13 protein-coding genes and 1 pseudogene are annotated in these 16,085 nt (G+C 61.5%); 6 read left to right on the top strand and 8 right to left on the bottom strand.

The window, feature by feature from the left end; translation table 11 throughout:
* The first annotated feature begins 30 nt into the window (after positions 1–30).
* From zwf to edd, 3 genes are all read left to right on the top strand, one after another.
* Positions 31–1,506 (top strand): glucose-6-phosphate dehydrogenase, encoded by a 1,476-nt coding sequence (zwf, locus tag ISN39_RS01985; RefSeq protein WP_022717204.1) that lies wholly within the window; start codon positions 31–33, stop codon positions 1,504–1,506.
* 11 nt (positions 1,507–1,517) lie between these two features.
* Complete coding sequence (pgl, locus tag ISN39_RS01980; protein ID WP_074066710.1) at positions 1,518–2,216, top strand: 6-phosphogluconolactonase; 699 nt, start codon at positions 1,518–1,520, stop codon at positions 2,214–2,216.
* 65 nt (positions 2,217–2,281) lie between these two features.
* Positions 2,282–4,102 carry a phosphogluconate dehydratase gene (gene edd / locus ISN39_RS01975; RefSeq protein WP_194728997.1) on the top strand — a complete coding sequence of 607 codons (1,821 nt, stop codon included), beginning with the start codon at positions 2,282–2,284 and terminating at the stop codon, positions 4,100–4,102.
* 53 nt (positions 4,103–4,155) lie between these two features.
* On the opposite strand, the gene ISN39_RS01970 is transcribed toward edd, so the two are convergent.
* The 6 genes from ISN39_RS01970 to ISN39_RS01945 all read right to left on the bottom strand — a co-directional run bounded on the left by ISN39_RS01970 (position 4,156) and on the right by ISN39_RS01945 (position 11,175).
* Positions 4,156–4,509, bottom strand: coding sequence for a hypothetical protein (locus tag ISN39_RS01970; RefSeq protein WP_074066708.1), 354 nt, complete (start codon positions 4,507–4,509; stop codon positions 4,156–4,158).
* 167 nt (positions 4,510–4,676) lie between these two features.
* Complete coding sequence (gene ugpC, locus ISN39_RS01965; RefSeq protein WP_194728996.1) at positions 4,677–5,765, bottom strand: sn-glycerol-3-phosphate ABC transporter ATP-binding protein UgpC; 1,089 nt, start codon at positions 5,763–5,765, stop codon at positions 4,677–4,679.
* 18 nt (positions 5,766–5,783) lie between these two features.
* Complete coding sequence (locus tag ISN39_RS01960) at positions 5,784–7,436, bottom strand: alpha-glucosidase (RefSeq protein ID WP_194728995.1); 1,653 nt, start codon at positions 7,434–7,436, stop codon at positions 5,784–5,786.
* Between the two features lie 34 nt (positions 7,437–7,470).
* Complete coding sequence (locus ISN39_RS01955; protein WP_194728994.1) at positions 7,471–8,634, bottom strand: carbohydrate ABC transporter permease; 1,164 nt, start codon at positions 8,632–8,634, stop codon at positions 7,471–7,473.
* Position 8,635: 1 nt separating this feature from the next.
* Positions 8,636–9,649 (bottom strand): sugar ABC transporter permease, encoded by a 1,014-nt coding sequence (locus ISN39_RS01950; RefSeq protein WP_022717197.1) that lies wholly within the window; start codon positions 9,647–9,649, stop codon positions 8,636–8,638.
* 164 nt (positions 9,650–9,813) lie between these two features.
* Complete coding sequence (locus ISN39_RS01945; RefSeq protein ID WP_194728993.1) at positions 9,814–11,175, bottom strand: ABC transporter substrate-binding protein; 1,362 nt, start codon at positions 11,173–11,175, stop codon at positions 9,814–9,816.
* 275 nt (positions 11,176–11,450) lie between these two features.
* Here ISN39_RS01945 and ISN39_RS01940 point away from each other — a divergent pair, with 275 nt between their 5' ends.
* A complete protein-coding gene (locus ISN39_RS01940) occupies positions 11,451–12,473 on the top strand; it encodes a substrate-binding domain-containing protein (RefSeq protein ID WP_194728992.1) in 1,023 nt (340 codons plus the stop codon).
* Positions 12,474–12,476: 3 nt separating this feature from the next.
* Here the strand turns inward: ISN39_RS01940 and folD are convergent, their stop codons facing one another.
* On the bottom strand, positions 12,477–13,376 hold the full coding sequence (folD, locus tag ISN39_RS01935) for a bifunctional methylenetetrahydrofolate dehydrogenase/methenyltetrahydrofolate cyclohydrolase FolD (protein WP_194728991.1): 900 nt from the start codon (positions 13,374–13,376) through the stop codon (positions 12,477–12,479).
* A 505-nt stretch (positions 13,377–13,881) separates the two neighbouring features.
* Here folD and ISN39_RS37565 point away from each other — a divergent pair.
* Both ISN39_RS37565 and ISN39_RS36040 read left to right on the top strand, forming a co-directional pair.
* A complete protein-coding gene (locus ISN39_RS37565; protein WP_281438301.1) occupies positions 13,882–14,004 on the top strand; it encodes a hypothetical protein in 123 nt (40 codons plus the stop codon).
* Between the two features lie 98 nt (positions 14,005–14,102).
* Positions 14,103–14,267 (top strand): annotated as a pseudogene (locus tag ISN39_RS36040) (transposase); the annotation flags it as partial.
* 63 nt (positions 14,268–14,330) lie between these two features.
* Here ISN39_RS36040 and ISN39_RS01925 read toward each other — a convergent pair.
* The gene (locus ISN39_RS01925; RefSeq protein WP_194728989.1) at positions 14,331–16,007 is read right to left on the bottom strand and encodes a succinoglycan biosynthesis protein exop; all 1,677 of its coding nucleotides are present in this window, start codon (positions 16,005–16,007) and stop codon (positions 14,331–14,333) included.
* Positions 16,008–16,085 lie beyond the last annotated feature (78 nt).

The raw sequence follows: 16,085 nt of genomic DNA, 5'->3' as shown, positions 1-16,085 counted from the left end.
CCGCAACCAGCCTGATTGAGAGAAGAGCTCATGAGCAGCCAGATCATTCCCGTCGAACCCTTTGATTATGTCGTCTTCGGCGGCAGCGGCGATCTTGCCGAGCGCAAGCTCCTTCCCGCCCTTTATCACCGCCAGATCGAGGGCCAGTTCACCGAGCCGACGCGCATTATCGGCGCTTCGCGCAGCCCGCTTTCCGATGACGAATACCGCAAGTTCGCGCAGGATGCCCTCAAGGAGCATCTGAAGAAGGGCGAGTATGACGAGGCGGAAGTCGAGAAATTCTGCAAGCGCCTCTTTTACGTCTCCGTCGACGCGCGTTCTGACGGCGGCTGGGATCAGCTGAAGAAGCTGCTGGACGAGGGCAAGGACCGCGTCCGCGCCTTCTACCTCGCCGTCGCACCCGGCATCTTCGGTGACATCTCGCAGAAGATCGCCGAACACAAGCTGATCACCAAGTCGACGCGCATCGTCGTCGAAAAGCCGATCGGCCGCGACCTTTCCTCGGCGCTGTCACTGAACGATACGATCGGCCGTGTCTTCAAGGAAGAGCAGATCTTCCGTATCGACCACTATCTCGGCAAAGAAACGGTGCAGAACCTGATGGCGCTGCGCTTTGCGAACGCCCTCTACGAGCCGCTGTGGAACGCCAATTACATCGATCACGTGCAGATCACGGTTGCCGAAGCCGTCGGCCTCGAAGGCCGCGCCGGCTATTACGACACCGCCGGCGCATTGCGCGACATGGTGCAGAACCACATTCTGCAGCTCCTCTGCCTGACCGCCATGGAAGTACCGTCATCGATGGATTCCGAGGCGGTCCGCGACGAAAAGCTGAAGGTCCTGCGCGCCCTGAAGCCGATCGATGCTTCCAACGTCGAGCAGGTCACCGTGCGCGGCCAGTATCGCGCCGGCGCCTCCGGCAGCGGCCCGGTCAAGGGCTACCTCGAAGAGCTCGAAGGCGGCGTTTCGAACACCGAAACCTTCGTTGCCATCAAGGCCGAGATCAACAATTGGCGCTGGGCGGGTGTTCCGTTCTTCATCCGCACCGGCAAGCGTCTTACCGGCCGCATGTCGGAAATCGTCATTACCTTCAAGCCAATCCCGCACGCAATCTTCGACCAGGCGGCCGGCCGCATCAACCAGAACCAGCTCATCATCCGCCTGCAGCCGGACGAAGGCGTCAAGCAGTCGCTGATGATCAAGGATCCCGGCCCGGGCGGCATGCGCCTGCGCAACGTCTCGCTCGACATGAGCTTTGCGTCAGCCTTCAATGTGCGCAATCCGGACGCCTATGAGCGCCTGCTGATGGACGTCATCCGCTCCAATCAGACGCTCTTCATGCGCCGCGACGAAGTTGAAGCCGCTTGGCAGTGGGTCGATCCGATGCTCAAGGGTTGGGAAACAACCGGCCAGCTCGTTCAAGGCTATACCGCCGGCACTTGGGGCCCAAGCCAGGCCATCGCGCTCATCGAGCGTGAAGGCCGCACCTGGCACGACAACATCTAGGATCGCGAGCGATGGCAGCAACCTTGCATGCTTTTACCAATGCAGCGGAACTTGCAAGCGGCCTTGCGGACAAGGTGACGGAGCGGCTTTCTGCCGCGATCACAGCCCGCGCAGCGGCCAGCATCGCCGTTTCCGGCGGCTCGACCCCGAAAGCCTTCTTCCAAGAGCTCTCCGTCCGCGACCTCGACTGGAGCAAGGTGACCGTCACGCTTGTTGACGAGCGCTTCGTTCCCGCGGACAATGAGCGTTCGAACCATCTGCTGGTCGCGAACAATCTGCTGCAGAACAAGGCGAAGGCGGCGCGCTTTTTGCCGCTCTATCAGAAATCAGGCTCTGCCGAAGATGCGGCAAAGCTTGCGACTGCCGAGACGAAAGCGATTGGCAACCCGTTCGATGTGGTGATCCTCGGCATGGGCGGCGACGGCCACACGGCATCGTTCTTTCCCGGCGGCAGCAACCTTGCTGCCGCGCTCGATCCGGCGACGCCGCGCGGCATCATCACGATGGAAGCGGAAGGCGCCGGCGAGCCGCGCCTGACCTTCACCTTCTCCAGCCTTCAGGATGCCGGGCTCCTGGTGCTTCACATCGAAGGCGCGGGTAAGAAAGATACGCTGTCGAAAGCGGAAGATGCCGGAGAAGAGGCCGAGATGCCGATCCGGGCCGTTCTGCGCCGGGCGGCTTCCCCGGTCGAAATCTACTGGGCGCCGTAAGACCAAGCCTTCGGGCAGAGCCGCCGAACGTAAAACTTGAGAGCAACCAAGGCAGGATACCTCCCATGTCCGCTAACGCACGCATTTCCGCGATCACATCCCGCATCGTCGAACGATCAAAACCGACGCGCGAGCGATATCTGGAACGCCTGCAGGCCGCGACTTCCAACGGCGTGAACCGCTCGATACTCGGCTGCGCCAACCTCGCCCACGGCTTTGCGATCTGTTCCCCCTCCGAAAAGGATGCACTGGCGGGCGACCGCGTGCCCAATCTCGGCATCATCACCGCCTACAACGATATGCTCTCGGCCCATCAGCCGTTCGAGACCTATCCGGCGATCATCCGCGAAGCTGCGGCGGAAGCTGGGGGCATTGCCCAGGTCGCCGGCGGCGTTCCGGCCATGTGCGACGGCGTCACGCAGGGCCAGCCGGGCATGGAGCTGTCGCTCTTTTCCCGCGACCTGATTGCCATGTCTGCCGGCATCGGTCTGTCGCACAACATGTTCGATGCGGCGCTCTTCCTCGGCGTCTGCGACAAGATCGTGCCGGGCCTCGTGATCGCGGCCCTCTCCTTCGGCCACCTGCCCTCGATCTTCGTGCCGGCGGGGCCGATGACCAGCGGGCTGCCCAACGACGAGAAGTCTCGTGTCCGCCAACTCTATGCGGAAGGCAAGGTCGGCCGCGCCGAGCTGCTCGAGGCCGAGTCCAAGTCCTATCACGGCCCGGGAACCTGCACCTTCTACGGCACGGCAAACTCCAACCAAATGCTGATGGAGATCATGGGCTTCCATCTGCCCGGCTCTTCCTTCATCAACCCGGGCACGCCGCTGCGCGAAGCGCTGACGCGCGAGGCGGCAAAGCGCGCTCTGGCGATCACTGCGCTCGGCAACGAATTCACGCCCGCCGGCGAAATGATCGACGAGCGCTCCATCGTCAACGGCGTCGTCGGCCTGCACGCAACCGGCGGCTCCACGAACCACACGCTGCATCTCGTCGCCATGGCGCGCGCTGCCGGCATCCAGCTCACCTGGCAGGATATTGCCGAACTCTCCGAGGAAATCCCGCTGCTTGCCCGCGTCTATCCGAACGGACTGGCGGATGTTAACCATTTCCACGCCGCAGGCGGCATGGGCTTCCTCATCAAGGAGCTTTTGAAGAAGGGCATGCTGCACGATGACGTGCGCACGGTTGCCGGCCAGGGTCTCGAAGCCTATACGATCGACGTGCGCCTCGGCGACAACGGCACGGTGGTTCGCGAACCGGCACCGGATAAGAGCCACGATGGCAAGGTGCTCGCCAGCATCGAAACGCCGTTCCAGTCGAATGGCGGCCTGAAGATGCTGCGCGGCAATCTCGGCAAGGCGGTCATCAAGATCTCCGCGGTGAAGCCGGACCGCCATATCATCGAGGCACCGGCGATCGTCTTCCATAGCCAGCAGGAGCTGCAGGACGCCTTCAAGGAAGGCAAGCTCAACCGCGACTTCGTGGCGGTTGTGCGCTTCCAGGGGCCGAAGGCAAACGGCATGCCGGAGCTGCACAAGCTGACGCCGCCGCTCGGCGTACTGCAGGACCGCGGCTTCCACGTCGCCCTTCTTACGGACGGACGCATGTCCGGCGCGTCAGGCAAGGTTCCGGCTGCGATCCATGTGACGCCGGAGGCTGTCGAGGGCGGGCCGATCGCCCGCATACAGGACGGCGACATCATCCGGCTCGATGCAATCCGCGGCACGCTGGAAGTCCTCCTCGATGCCGCCACCCTGGCGGACCGCGAGCCGGTGACGGCCGATCTTTCGGACAATGAATTCGGCATGGGCCGCGAGCTCTTCGCTCCGTTCCGCCGCTCCGTCGGCGCCTCAGACCACGGCGCCAGCGTCCTCTTCCACTGACGCAAACAGCCCGCGAACGGATCGCGGGCTTGTTCAATTCCAGAAATGTCCGATCAGGCGCGAACGTCTAGAACGTAGTCGCGATGCGCCGGATGCGTGCTGTAGACGAAAATCTTGTTCATTTCCTTCTGCGTCAGCAGGCGCAGGAAGCGGACCTCGATGGTGTTGTTGGTGTTCACCCGCATCAGCATGCAGCCGACCTTGGTGATGCGTGCGTCGGGAATATCCAGATAAAACTGCTTCGGCAAAGTGAACTGCGTCAGGATCGCCAGGATCGCGCTGCTCATCGAAATTCGTATGATATCGCAGCGCCGGGACGCCATGTGCATGACCCCCTTTTCGGTGTACTCGATCCGCGCAGCGTTCATCGTATCCTCCATTTTGAACCGCTGTTCGCGGTCGTACATGAAGGATTCTTCCTTGTTGAGAAAATGCCCTGGAGGCAATGGATTGGATGCACCCACGACCCTGATTCCCCTTGAAACTATAAGGGGGAAGCTAGCAGCGGATGTTTAACAGAAAGTGATGATCGCTGCGTTTCAGGCGCTCACAAAGAACCACCCAAAATAGTCTCCTACCTTCTGTAAGTGTGGCCTTCGGCATCGAAAAGATGCAGTTTCGAGCGATCAGCAGCGAACCTCATCTTCTGACCTTTCTTGATGTCGGTGATGCCTGGTAGCTTGACGATGATCGGCTCGCCCGGCATCAGGCCTTCGATATAAAGCAGCGTGACTTCGCCGAGCGCTTCGACGATCGAGACCTCGCCTTCGAAGGTGTAGTCGTCGCCATTGGCGATCTGCAGGTCTTCAGGGCGCACGCCGAAACTTGCCGTCTTGCCTTTTTCGGAAGCCGCGGTCGGAATGTCGAGCGCGACCGACCTGCCGCCCTTCAGCGTGATCGTCGTGGTGGCACCCGCTTCGGTGATGGTAGAGGGGATGATATTCATGGCCGGAGAGCCGATGAACTTCGCGACGAAGAGGTTTGCCGGACGCTCGTAAAGCTCCAGCGGTGCGCCGACCTGCTCGATGTGGCCGGCCGACAGGACGACGATACGGTCGGCAAGCGTCATCGCCTCGACCTGGTCGTGGGTGACGTAAATCATCGTGGTATCGGCCATCTGCTCATTGAGGCGGGCGATCTCGATACGGGTCGCGACGCGCAATGCTGCATCGAGGTTCGACAGCGGCTCGTCGAAGAGGAAGACCTTCGGATCGCGGCAGATGGCGCGGCCGATCGCAACGCGCTGGCGCTGGCCACCGGAGAGCGCCTTCGGCAGGCGCTCGAGATAATTGGTGAGCTGCAGGCTTTCGGCGGCGGCTCGCACGCGACGATCGATCTCCTGCTTGCTCTCGCCGGCGATCTTCATGCCGAAAGCCATGTTGTCGAAGACTGTCATGTGCGGATAAAGCGCGTAGGACTGGAACACCATGGCGATGCCGCGCTTCGACGGCGGGACGTCGTTGACGAGTTGGCCATCGATATACATCTCGCCGCCCGTGATGTTCTCAAGGCCGGCGATCATGCGCAGCAGCGTTGACTTGCCGCAACCCGACGGCCCCACGAAGACGATGAACTCACCCTGGTTGATCTCCAGGTCGATGCCGTGGAGGACATCCACGGAGCCGTAGGATTTACGGATTTCCTTTAGAGTAAGTCCAGTCATTTGATGCTCCCCTGATCCTTACGCGAGACGGGCGAAATACGCCCCCCAAGCCGGAATATCGATCTTGTCGCCGTAGTTGTTGCTGGTGAAACCGTGTCCCGTCAATGCCTGCCATTCTCCCATCGGTAAGCTGACGTTGATTTCCACCGGGCTCATGTTGAAAATGCAGAGCAATTGCTCGTTGCCATATCTGCGCGTGAAGACAAGCGCATCGCCTTGCGGCTGCTCGAATTCGATCTCGCCCTTGGCAAACGCCGGATGCTGCTTGCGAAAGGCGAGGAAGCGGCGGTAGTGCTCGAGCACGGAATTCTCGTCTCCCTGCTGCACGCTGACGGCGCGCAGGATATGCTCGACCGGCACCGGCAGCCACGGCGTGACGGTCGAGAAGCCGCCCTGGGCAACCTGCGAGTCCCAGACCATAGGCGTGCGGCAGCCGTCGCGTCCCTTGTATTCCGGCCAGAACTGGATGCCGTATGGATCCTGCAGGTCCTGGTAGGCAAGATCGGCTTCGGTCAGGCCGAGCTCCTCACCCTGATAAAGGCAGACGGAGCCACGCAGGGTCATCAGCAGGGAGGCATATTGCTTGGCAAATGCGTCATGATCGGCAACCAGCGAACCCCAGCGGCTGACATGACGCATGACGTCGTGATTGGAGAATGCCCAGCAGGCCCAGCCATCGGGCGCTGCGGCGGCGAAATCTTCCATCACTTCTTCGACGCGCTCCGGCGAAAGCGGATCGGGGGCGAGAAACTCGAAGGCATAGCACATATGCATCTTGTCGTTTCCGGAGGTGTATTCGCCGACGATCTCCAGGCCGCGCTGGCTGTCACCTACTTCGCCGACGGCCGCGATTGCCGGAAACTCTTCCAGAACCGCACGGAAGCGCTTCAGGAACTCCAGGTTCTCCGGCCGGTTCTTGTCGTAGATGTGTTCCTGGAAATTATAGGGGTTCACCGCCGGCGCGGTCGAAGCGTTGCGGCGGGCGGGAGGCAGCGCCGGATTGTCGCGCAGCTGCTGGTCGTGAAAATAGAAATTGATCGTGTCGAGACGGAAGCCGTCGACGCCGCGCGTCAGCCAGAAGCGGACAACATTGAGCAACCGGTCCTGTACTTCCGGATTGTGCAGGTTCATGTCCGGCTGCGAGGTCAGGAAATTGTGCAGGTAATACTGCATGCGTCGCGGATCCCACGCCCATGCCGAGCCGCCGAAAATCGACAGCCAGTTGTTCGGCGGCGCGCCATCCGGCTTTGCATCCGCCCAGACATACCAATCCGCTTTTGCATTCGTCTTGCTGGAACGGCTTTCGGCAAACCAGGGATGCTGGTCCGAGCTGTGCGAGATGACGAGGTCGATCATCACCTTGATGCCGAGGCGATGGGCCTCGGCGATCATCGTGTCGAAATCCACCAGCGTGCCGAAGATCGAATCGACGTTCTCGTAGTCCGAAACGTCGTAGCCGAAATCGCGCATCGGCGAGGTGAAGAAGGGCGAAATCCAGATCGCGTCGGCACCGAGGCTTGCTACATACGGAAGGCGGGCGGTGATGCCCTTCAGATCGCCGATGCCGTCGCCGTTTGAATCCTGAAAGGAGCGCGGGTAGATCTGATAGATTACCGCACCGCGCCACCAGTCCTTGTCGACTGTCAAATTGGTTTGGGATGCTATGCTCATGTCTGTTCCTGCGGGATGTGTCGTGTTGGGATGATCAGCCCCCCTTGACCGAACCGGCGAGCAGGCCGCGCACCAGATAGCGCTGCAGCCCGAAGAAGACGAGCAGCGGTATGATGATGGTGACGAAGGCAGAAGCCGTTAGGATTTCCCAGTTGCCGCCACGCGAGCCGAGCAGCGCGTTCAGCGCGCCGGTCAGCACGAGGTGCTGCCTGTCGGTGCCGAGGAAGACCATGGCAACAAGCAGGTCGTTCCACACCCAGAGGAACTGGAAGATCGCGAAGGATGCAAGTGCGGGGAAAGAAAGAGGCAAAACGATGCGGACGAAGATTTCGAAATCGCTCGCGCCATCGACGCGCGCGGATTCGATGATCTCCTTCGGCAGCCCTGCGATATAGGCGCGGAGCAGGTAGATGGCCAGCGGCATGCCGAAGGCCGTGTGCGCCAGCCAGATGCCGAGATAGGTCTTGGACGGCGCATCGAAAGCCGCGCCGACCATATTGTAGAGGCGCAGCAGCGGGATCAGCGACATCTGCAGCGGCACGACGATGAGGCCGACGACGAGCGCGATCAACAGCGCGCGACCCGGGAACTCCATCCAGCTCAAGGCGTATGCTGCAAAGGCAGCTATGAGGATCGGAATGATGGTCGCCGGGATCGTCACCGTCAGCGAATTGATGAAGGATTGGCCGATTCCCTCGCCCGTCAAAACCGTCCGGTAGTTCTGCATCGTGAATTCCGGCGGCGTTGCGATCGAAACGTAGACGCGCCGGCCGCCGTCGTCCGGGCCGAAGGGGGCATTCTTTGTGTAGCGGTAGCTGCCGTCGCTGTTGACGAGCAGTGAGACGCCGTCGCCGAGGTCAGCGGTCTCACCGGCGCTGTTGGCAGCGGGCTGCTGGACACGCGTGCCGAAGGCTTTGATCGAACGTCCTTCCTGGCCTTCCAGGACATTGCCGGCGATCACATAGGTCGCGCCCTCTTGCTTCTGCTGGTCGGGCTGTCCAAGGCGGGATGCCACGGTTCGGGAGGAGCCGGCGAAGGCTGTCCACCAGCCGGAGACGACGAGCTGATCCTTGTCTCGCAGCGCGCTGATGAAGATGCCGAGCGTCGGAATCAGCCACAGGATCACGATAACCAGAACAACGAAGTGCACGAAAAGGCGAGCGGGGCCAATCTTGAAGAAATCTCTGGCAAGCGTCATCTCAGTGGCCTCCCAGCTCGCGATTGGCGCGGCGGACGTTCCAGACCATGATCGGCGTCACGGCCAGCATGATGATGAGGGCGATGACGGCGCTTCGGCCGGAATCGCCGCCTCCGCGGAACATCCAGTTGAACATCAGGTTGGCAAGAACCATCGAGTTCCATTGACCATTGGTCATGGTCAGAACGATGTCGAAGACCTTCAGCACGAGAATGGTAATGGTGGTCCACACGACGGCGATCGATCCCCAGACCTGCGGCACCATGATGCGCCAGAAGATTTGCCAGCCGTTGGCGCCGTCGATGACAGCCGCCTCGATGGTTTCTTCCGGAATACCGCGCAGCGCCGCGGAGAGAATGACCATGGCAAAGCCCGTCTGAATCCAGATCAAGATCACCATGAGGAAGAAGTTGTTCCAGAAGGGCACCGAAATCCACACCTGCGGCGTGCCGCCGAAAAGCTGCACGATCGCGTTCAAGAGCCCGATCTGGGTGTCGTTGCCGCCGCGAAACTCGTAGATGAACTTCCAAATGACGGATGCGCCGACGAAGGAGATCGCCATCGGCATGAAGACGATGCTCTTGGCGATGTTGCCCCACCAGATGCGGTCGGTCATCACTGCGATGACCAGGCCGAAGAACGTGCAGGCCGCCGGAACGACGGCAAGCCAGAGAATATTATTAAAGATGGATTGACGGAATTCACGATCGCCGAAGGCCCACTGGTAATTTGCAAAGCCGACGAACTGCTCACCGGAGCGATCGTAGAAGGAGAGGATGAGGGTCGCCACGACGGGGTAGACAAGATAGACGATCAGCAAAAACAGCGCCGGCCCGAGAAAGAGCCACGGGCGGATCATCGCACGGCGGTTCAGATTGCGTGCCGCCGAACGAATGTCGCCATCCTTCACGGGTAGCGCCAGATCCAGAATCTTGTTGGAAAAATAGAAGTAGGCCGAGCAGGCGAATACCGCCACCACCACAACGCCCAACGCGGAAACTATCTGCGACAGCATTCGTCCCTCCCCGTGCTACCCTTGCCTATGTTGAAGGGCCGACACCAGTTACCGTCAATTTCTTTATGCGTTTGATCACAGTATCCGGCGTTGACCGGCCCCCCACGGGTCCGGTCATTCGTGCCAGCAATGCCGCGGGTCTCCCGCGGCACCGGCTAACGCGATTACTTGATGGCGTCCCAGGCGGCCTGGATTTCCTTGCCGGTGTCTTCCGCAGACTTGCCGCCGACGAAATCGACCATGCCGGTCCAGAAGGCGCCTGCGCCGATCTTGCCGGGCATCAGGTCCGAACCGTCGAAGCGGAAGGTCGTGGCCGTCGTCAAGATCTCGCCTTCCCGCTTCATCTGCTCGTTGGCATAGGCCGCGGTGCTCACACCCTTGTACGGCGTCAGGAAGCTCGACTGCGCCATCCAGACCTCGTGCGCGATCGGCGTCTTCAGGAATTCGACGAAAGCGCGGGCGGCCTTCGAATCCTTGGTGATCGAGACGAGCGTGCCGGCACCGAGAACCGGCTTGCCGAGGTCGGCATGCGCCGCATAGGTCGGCATATAGAAGAAGTCGGCGTCCTGACCGAGCTTCGTGCCTTCGGGGAAGAAGGACGGGATGAACGAAGCCTGATGGTGCAGGTAGCACTTCGGCGGAACGGCGAAGAGACCCTTCGGGCTGTCGCGGAAGTCGGTCGAAGCAACGGCCGCAGCACCCCCATCGACATAGCTCTCGTTCTTGGCGAACTTGCCGAATTCATCGATCGCGGCAACGACGGCCGGGTCGGTGAACTTCACTTCGTTCGTGGTCCACTTGTCATAGACATCCGGCTTGTTCATGCGCAGCATGATGTCTTCGATCCAGTCGGTCGCAGGCCAGCCGGTCGCGCCGCCAGACCCGAGGCCGATGCACCACGGAACGCCGCCGTCCTTGACGATCTGGTCCGTCAGGGCATGGAGCTCTTCCATCGTGGTCGGAACCTTATATCCAGCTTCCTTGAAGTTTTCCGGAACATACCAGACAAGCGACTTCACGTCGGCCTTGTAAGGGAATGCATAGTAACCGTCCTTGCCGTCCTTGCCCTTGTAGGTGCCGTAACCGACCCAGCTGTCGCCCGCGCCGTAATTGTCCTTCACCCACTTGGAATTCTCCTCGCCCAGCGGCGTCAGGAGGCCCTTGCTGGCGAGATCGGCCAGGAGGCCGGGCTGCGGCAGGATCGCGACGTTCGGAGGCGAGCCCGCTTGCGTATCGATGACGATCTGCTGTTCGTAGTTTTCAGAGGATGAATAGGTGGCATCGACGCCCGTCGCCTCAGTGAAATAAGCGAGAATGCTGCGGAAGAAGGCCTCGTCCTCACCGCGCCACGGCCCGAAGATTGTCAGCGGCTCGCCTTTCAAATCGGCGTGAGCGGCCTTGAACTCGTCATAGCTCTTCCAGTTGAACTTTGTATCCTGACCTGGAGGAAACTTCAGATCGGCAGCAGAAGCTGCCCCGGCAAACAGCGCCGTTACGGCAACGCCCATCAAAAGAATTTTCTTCATGTGATCAACCTCCCATCACAATCCCAACGGCGCTTCCCAACCTCCCGAGAGCAAATTTCAAAGCGCTTTGACACTCATTTCACTTTCGGCAGAAAAGAGTCAAGCCATTTCAAAAATACCGCGGAACGAGACGCTTGCATTGCCCATTGCAGCGGCACCTGGAGGGGAATATGGAGCGATTTTTCTTGAGTCAAGCGCCGTAGTTGCTACATAATTGAAAGCGCTTTGGACGCAGGGAGGCGTGTGTTGAGGGCGCTGAGGAGGAAACGCGGCAGGTGAATCTCAAACAGCTCTCGGAATTGCTTGGTCTTTCGCAGACGACCGTCAGCCGTGCACTCAATGGCTATCCTGAGGTCAACGAGGCGACGCGCGAACGTGTGCTTCGGGCCGTCAAGGAAACGGGATACCGGCCGAACAAGGCGGCTCAGCGTCTCGCGACCGGCAAGGCGGGTTCGATCGGATTGGTGATGCCGATGGCGCCTGGCCATCAATCGGATATACATTTTGGCGAGTTCCTGGCCGGCCTCGGAGAGGAGGCCGTCCGGCAGGACTTCCATCTCGTCATCATGCCCTCGGACCCCGACGACGAAGTGGCTGCACTTCGCCGCCTCGCGATCAGCGGCAATGTCGATGCGCTTTTCGTTGCCTATATGCGCGCTCACGACCCGCGCCTGGCGATGCTGAAATCGCTGGCGATGCCGTTCATCGTGCATGGCCGCTCGTTCGGGTCAGAGCCGGATTATCCCTATCTCGATATCGACAACGAGACCGCCTTCTACGATGCGGCGAAACTCCTGTTGCAGCTCGGCCATACGCGATTCGCACTGATGAACGGGCCGGCGCATCTCGACTTTGCGATCCGCCGGAAGAACGGCGTCGTCGCGGCCTTGTCAGAACGGGGACTGACCCTTTCCAAAACCTGCGTCAGTCACTCGCTGATGACCGACGAGCAAGGCCTGATCGCCATGGAGCAGTTTCTGCAGATGCCGGAGCGTCCGACTGCCGTCCTCTGCTCCAGCACCGTGCTCGCACTTGGCGCGATCCGCGCCCTGAACCAGGCCGGCCTGAAGCTCGGTGAGGATATCTCGCTCATCGCCCATGACGACGAGCTGCCGCTTCTGAAGCCGGAGAATTTTTCGGTCCCGCTGACGACGACGCGCTCGTCTCTTCGTGCCGCCGGCGCCCGGATTGCGCAGCGCCTGATCGGCACCGTCAAAGAGATCGGCTCCTATCCGGAGCACGAGCTGTGGAAAGCGGAGCTGATCGTCAGGGCCTCGACCGGTCCTGCACCGCGATAGGCCTCAAAATTTCGGCGGCGTCTGGCCGGCCGCGCGATGCCCGGCAATGACGGTATTGGCCATCAGCATGGCGATCGTCATCGGGCCGACGCCACCCGGAACCGGGGTAATCACCGCGGCAACATTCGATGCTTCCTCGAAGGCGACGTCGCCGACGAGGCGCGTCTTGCCCTCGCCCCTTTCCGGTGCGGCGATGCGGTTGATGCCGACATCGATGACGGTTGCGCCGGGCTTCACCCAATCGGCCTTGACCATCTGCGGACGGCCGACGGCCGCAACCAGGATATCGGCATTGCGGCAGACGGCGGGCAGATCCTTGGTGCGCGAATGGGCAATCGTCACCGTCGCATTGGCATTGAGCAGCAACTGCGCCATCGGCTTGCCAAAGAGGTTCGATCGGCCGATGACGACGGCGTTCAGCCCAGACAGGTCCTCGCCATGCATTCGGCGGACGAACACCATGGCACCGGCCGGCGTGCAGGAGACGAGGCCGGTTTCAAGGTCGCCAGTCGCAAGCTTGCCGGCATTGACGACGTGCAGCCCGTCGACATCCTTTTCCGGCAGGATCGACTGGATGATCGGCTCGCTGTTCAGATGCTTCGGCAGCGGCAGCTGTACGAGGATGCCATGGATCGAGGGATCGGCGTTGAGTGACGAAACGAGCGCGGCAAGCTCTTCCTGACTCGTCTCGGCCGACAGGGTGTGCTGTACCGACTTGAAGCCGCATTGCTTGGCCATCTTGCTTTTTGAATTGACATAAGCATGGCTTGCCGGATCGTCGCCGACGATCACCACGGCAAGCCCGGTCTTCACGCCGCTCTGCTTTTCCAGTGAAGCCGTCGCCATCTTTACCGTCTCGATTACCGAAGCGGCTACCTGCTTGCCATCGATCACTGTCGTCATGCGATTCTCCTGCCCTGCCTCGCGCGAAAGCTAGGCTCTTGCCGGCCGCGCTGTTTGCCTCAGAACGCCGTATCCTGTTTAAAAGCGGCAAATGCAAGAGCTTTAACATCGTCCCGGCCCGAATGACGGGGATTTTCAGGGGCGGCTCAGGTCGCCCTTTCGCGTTCTCGGGAGACGGGTTTAACCGCCTTCGATGGCCGTGTTCCGGCCGCCAGGATGTTGACCGCCGCGTTGACGTCGGCATGGTCTGCGTGTCCGCAGCAGAGGCAGAGGAACTTCGCTTGGTTTTCGCGGGTTCCCTTGTCCCTCGACCCGCATTCGGAGCAGGTCACGGACGTGTATCGCGGATCGACCTTCACGAGGTTGCCGCCGAGGAAGGCTAGCTTGTAGGAGAGCAGCCGTTCGAAGCGGTACCACGCCGCCGCGAGGATCGAGCGGTTGAGTCCGGCCTTCTGCGCGACGTTTCTTTCCCGGTTCCTCTGCCGTCCCCTTGGCCGAGGCGCTCATGTTCCTGATCTTCAGGTCTTCGAGGATGGCCGTTGCGAAGCGCCGCGCCATGCGCGTCGTCGTGACGTGCTGCCAATGCAGCCGTTTGCGCGCCGCCTTCGCCGCGATCCGCGCGGCGTAGCGTCTGGCCTTCGCCTGGCGCTTTGACCGTTTCTTTCGCCGCGACGCCGTGCGCTGCCACGCCTTATGACGCTCGTCGAGGGCGGACGGTGGCCTCGAGTCCATAGCCTCAAGGGAGTGTCGAGCCGCCTTGCTGCGGGAGGCCAGACCCGAAGTTTCGGGACGCTATTTCAAGGGCGTGTTGTGGTCGCCGTCGTCCTTCGCGGCTTCGTGCGGCAAAGCGCCCCTGACATCATCAAGCAGTATGTCGACCAACAGCGTTCGCGCGCTTCCTCCCCGCCCGAAAGGACGAGGTTCCGCGCGGTTTCAATGATGCCGCGGCCGAGATCAACGATGGCCGGCGCCGTGGGATTGCAGCCTGTCGCGCAGGCCGGCGAGCCGATCGCGCAGCAGTTCGAGTTCGCCGGCTGCCGCCTCCGGCTGTTCCGGGACAGTTAGCGTCTCCGCGGCACGTGCGGGACGCTGTCGCAAGAGGCGCAAACCAAGCATGCCAGTAAGGCCGATCGCCATTGCAAGTGTAGCCCCGACGGCAGAGCGAACCGGCAGTCCGGGGCCGGCGGCAACGGCAGTGGTCTTTATCGGCTTGGCGGCAGTGATCGGAGCGGCGATCGAAGCTGTCGCCGTAACGGCATCTGCCATCCGCGATCTCGCCGCCTCTGTCTTGTCGCGCAGTTCGGTCAGTTTGGCGAGATCGACACCGGTGTCCCGGAACTGGGCGATCAGCGTGTTGCGCTGATCGTTCAGCGTCTTTCGTGCTTCTGCGGCTGCCTTGAGAGCGGCATTTGCGTCTTGGGCCTGGCGAGCCAGCTCCTTCGCAACCTTGTCCTTCAGGCCGTCAACGACAGCCTGCTGTCCGAGGCGGCGCGGATGGCGCGGACCGAGCTCGTTCGAAAGCAGCGACAGCGTCGCCTTCTCGGTGACGTATTTGTCACGCGCGTCCTGCAGCGCAGGCGAGATCGCTTCGAGCGGCAAGGAACCGTTGAGCACATCGCCGGGCTTGGCCACCTTGAGACGATCGGTCTCTTGCTTGGCAAGCGTGATCCGCTGCTCGGCGATCTTGAGATCGGCGTCAAGCTGGTTGATGCGCTGCTGAAGATCACTTGCGACTTTGACGTTGCCTTCGCCGCTGCTTGCGGTGAAGGCGGCCAGCTGCGCCTTCACGTCCTCATAGGCCTTGCGCAACCCTGCGCCTGCCTCCGCCGATGCAGGAGGGCCGCTGGACATCAGCATGTCGGAAAGCCAGGAAGCGATACGCGAAGACTTGGCGCCGTCGGCCGTCGTGACTTTCAGACGGACTGTGCCCTGCGTTCCATCCGCATTGGCCTCGACCATTCCTGCAAGCGCCGCTTCCGCACGCGAGGCCGCGTCGGCCGCAGCACCACTGCCCGAAAGGAGATCAAGTGCTACGCCGATCGTGGATTGGCCGCCGGTGAACTCTGGATCGCGATCGAGCTTCAGCGCCCCGACGGCGGCAGACATGGTGCGGCCGGAAAGCAGGCGGCTCACGGCTGCAGCGGTCACGGGGCCGCGCTCGGCTTTGCCCGCCTGCACATGAAATGCCGCCTCCGCCGCATAGTGCGCGGGTCCGGCCGGCATCAGAAAGGGGACGCCTGCGCCGATCAAGGCAGCAACTGCGATCGTGCCGATCGGCTTCACCAAACTGCGGCGGCGGACGGGACGAGCGCTGAGATTTGCTGCATCTACCTGCCGGGCCTCGGCAGGCGCCGCCAGTCTATGCTGCGATGGCTCCGCAGGACGGACATCATTTGCGGCACGCAGACGTGTTTCGAGGATTGTCTCGATGCGATCGACCAGATGCGGCGGTTCGGGCGGTGCGCTCCGCTGCAGGCGCTGCTCTTCGAGTGCTTTTCCGATCACCCTTAGCAGTTCGGCCTCCGAGGGGCGAACGGGCAGGGTTTCGAGATTTCGGTCTCGTGCATCGACGCGCCCCGCCGTAGCCAGTCGACGCCTATCAATGCTGCCTTTTAACCTGCTGTCATACATGACGCCATATCTCATGCGCACGAGCCGAGCCGCCCGTAGGAAGCGGATGATTAAGGCACTCTAAATTTTCATGGCAAA

This window comes from Rhizobium sp. 007 (assembly GCF_015353075.1).
In the GTDB taxonomy this organism is placed as follows: Bacteria; Pseudomonadota; Alphaproteobacteria; order Rhizobiales; family Rhizobiaceae; genus Rhizobium.
The sequence above is the reverse complement of the archived record's forward strand: the minus strand, read 5'-3'. Positions and strand labels throughout refer to the sequence as shown.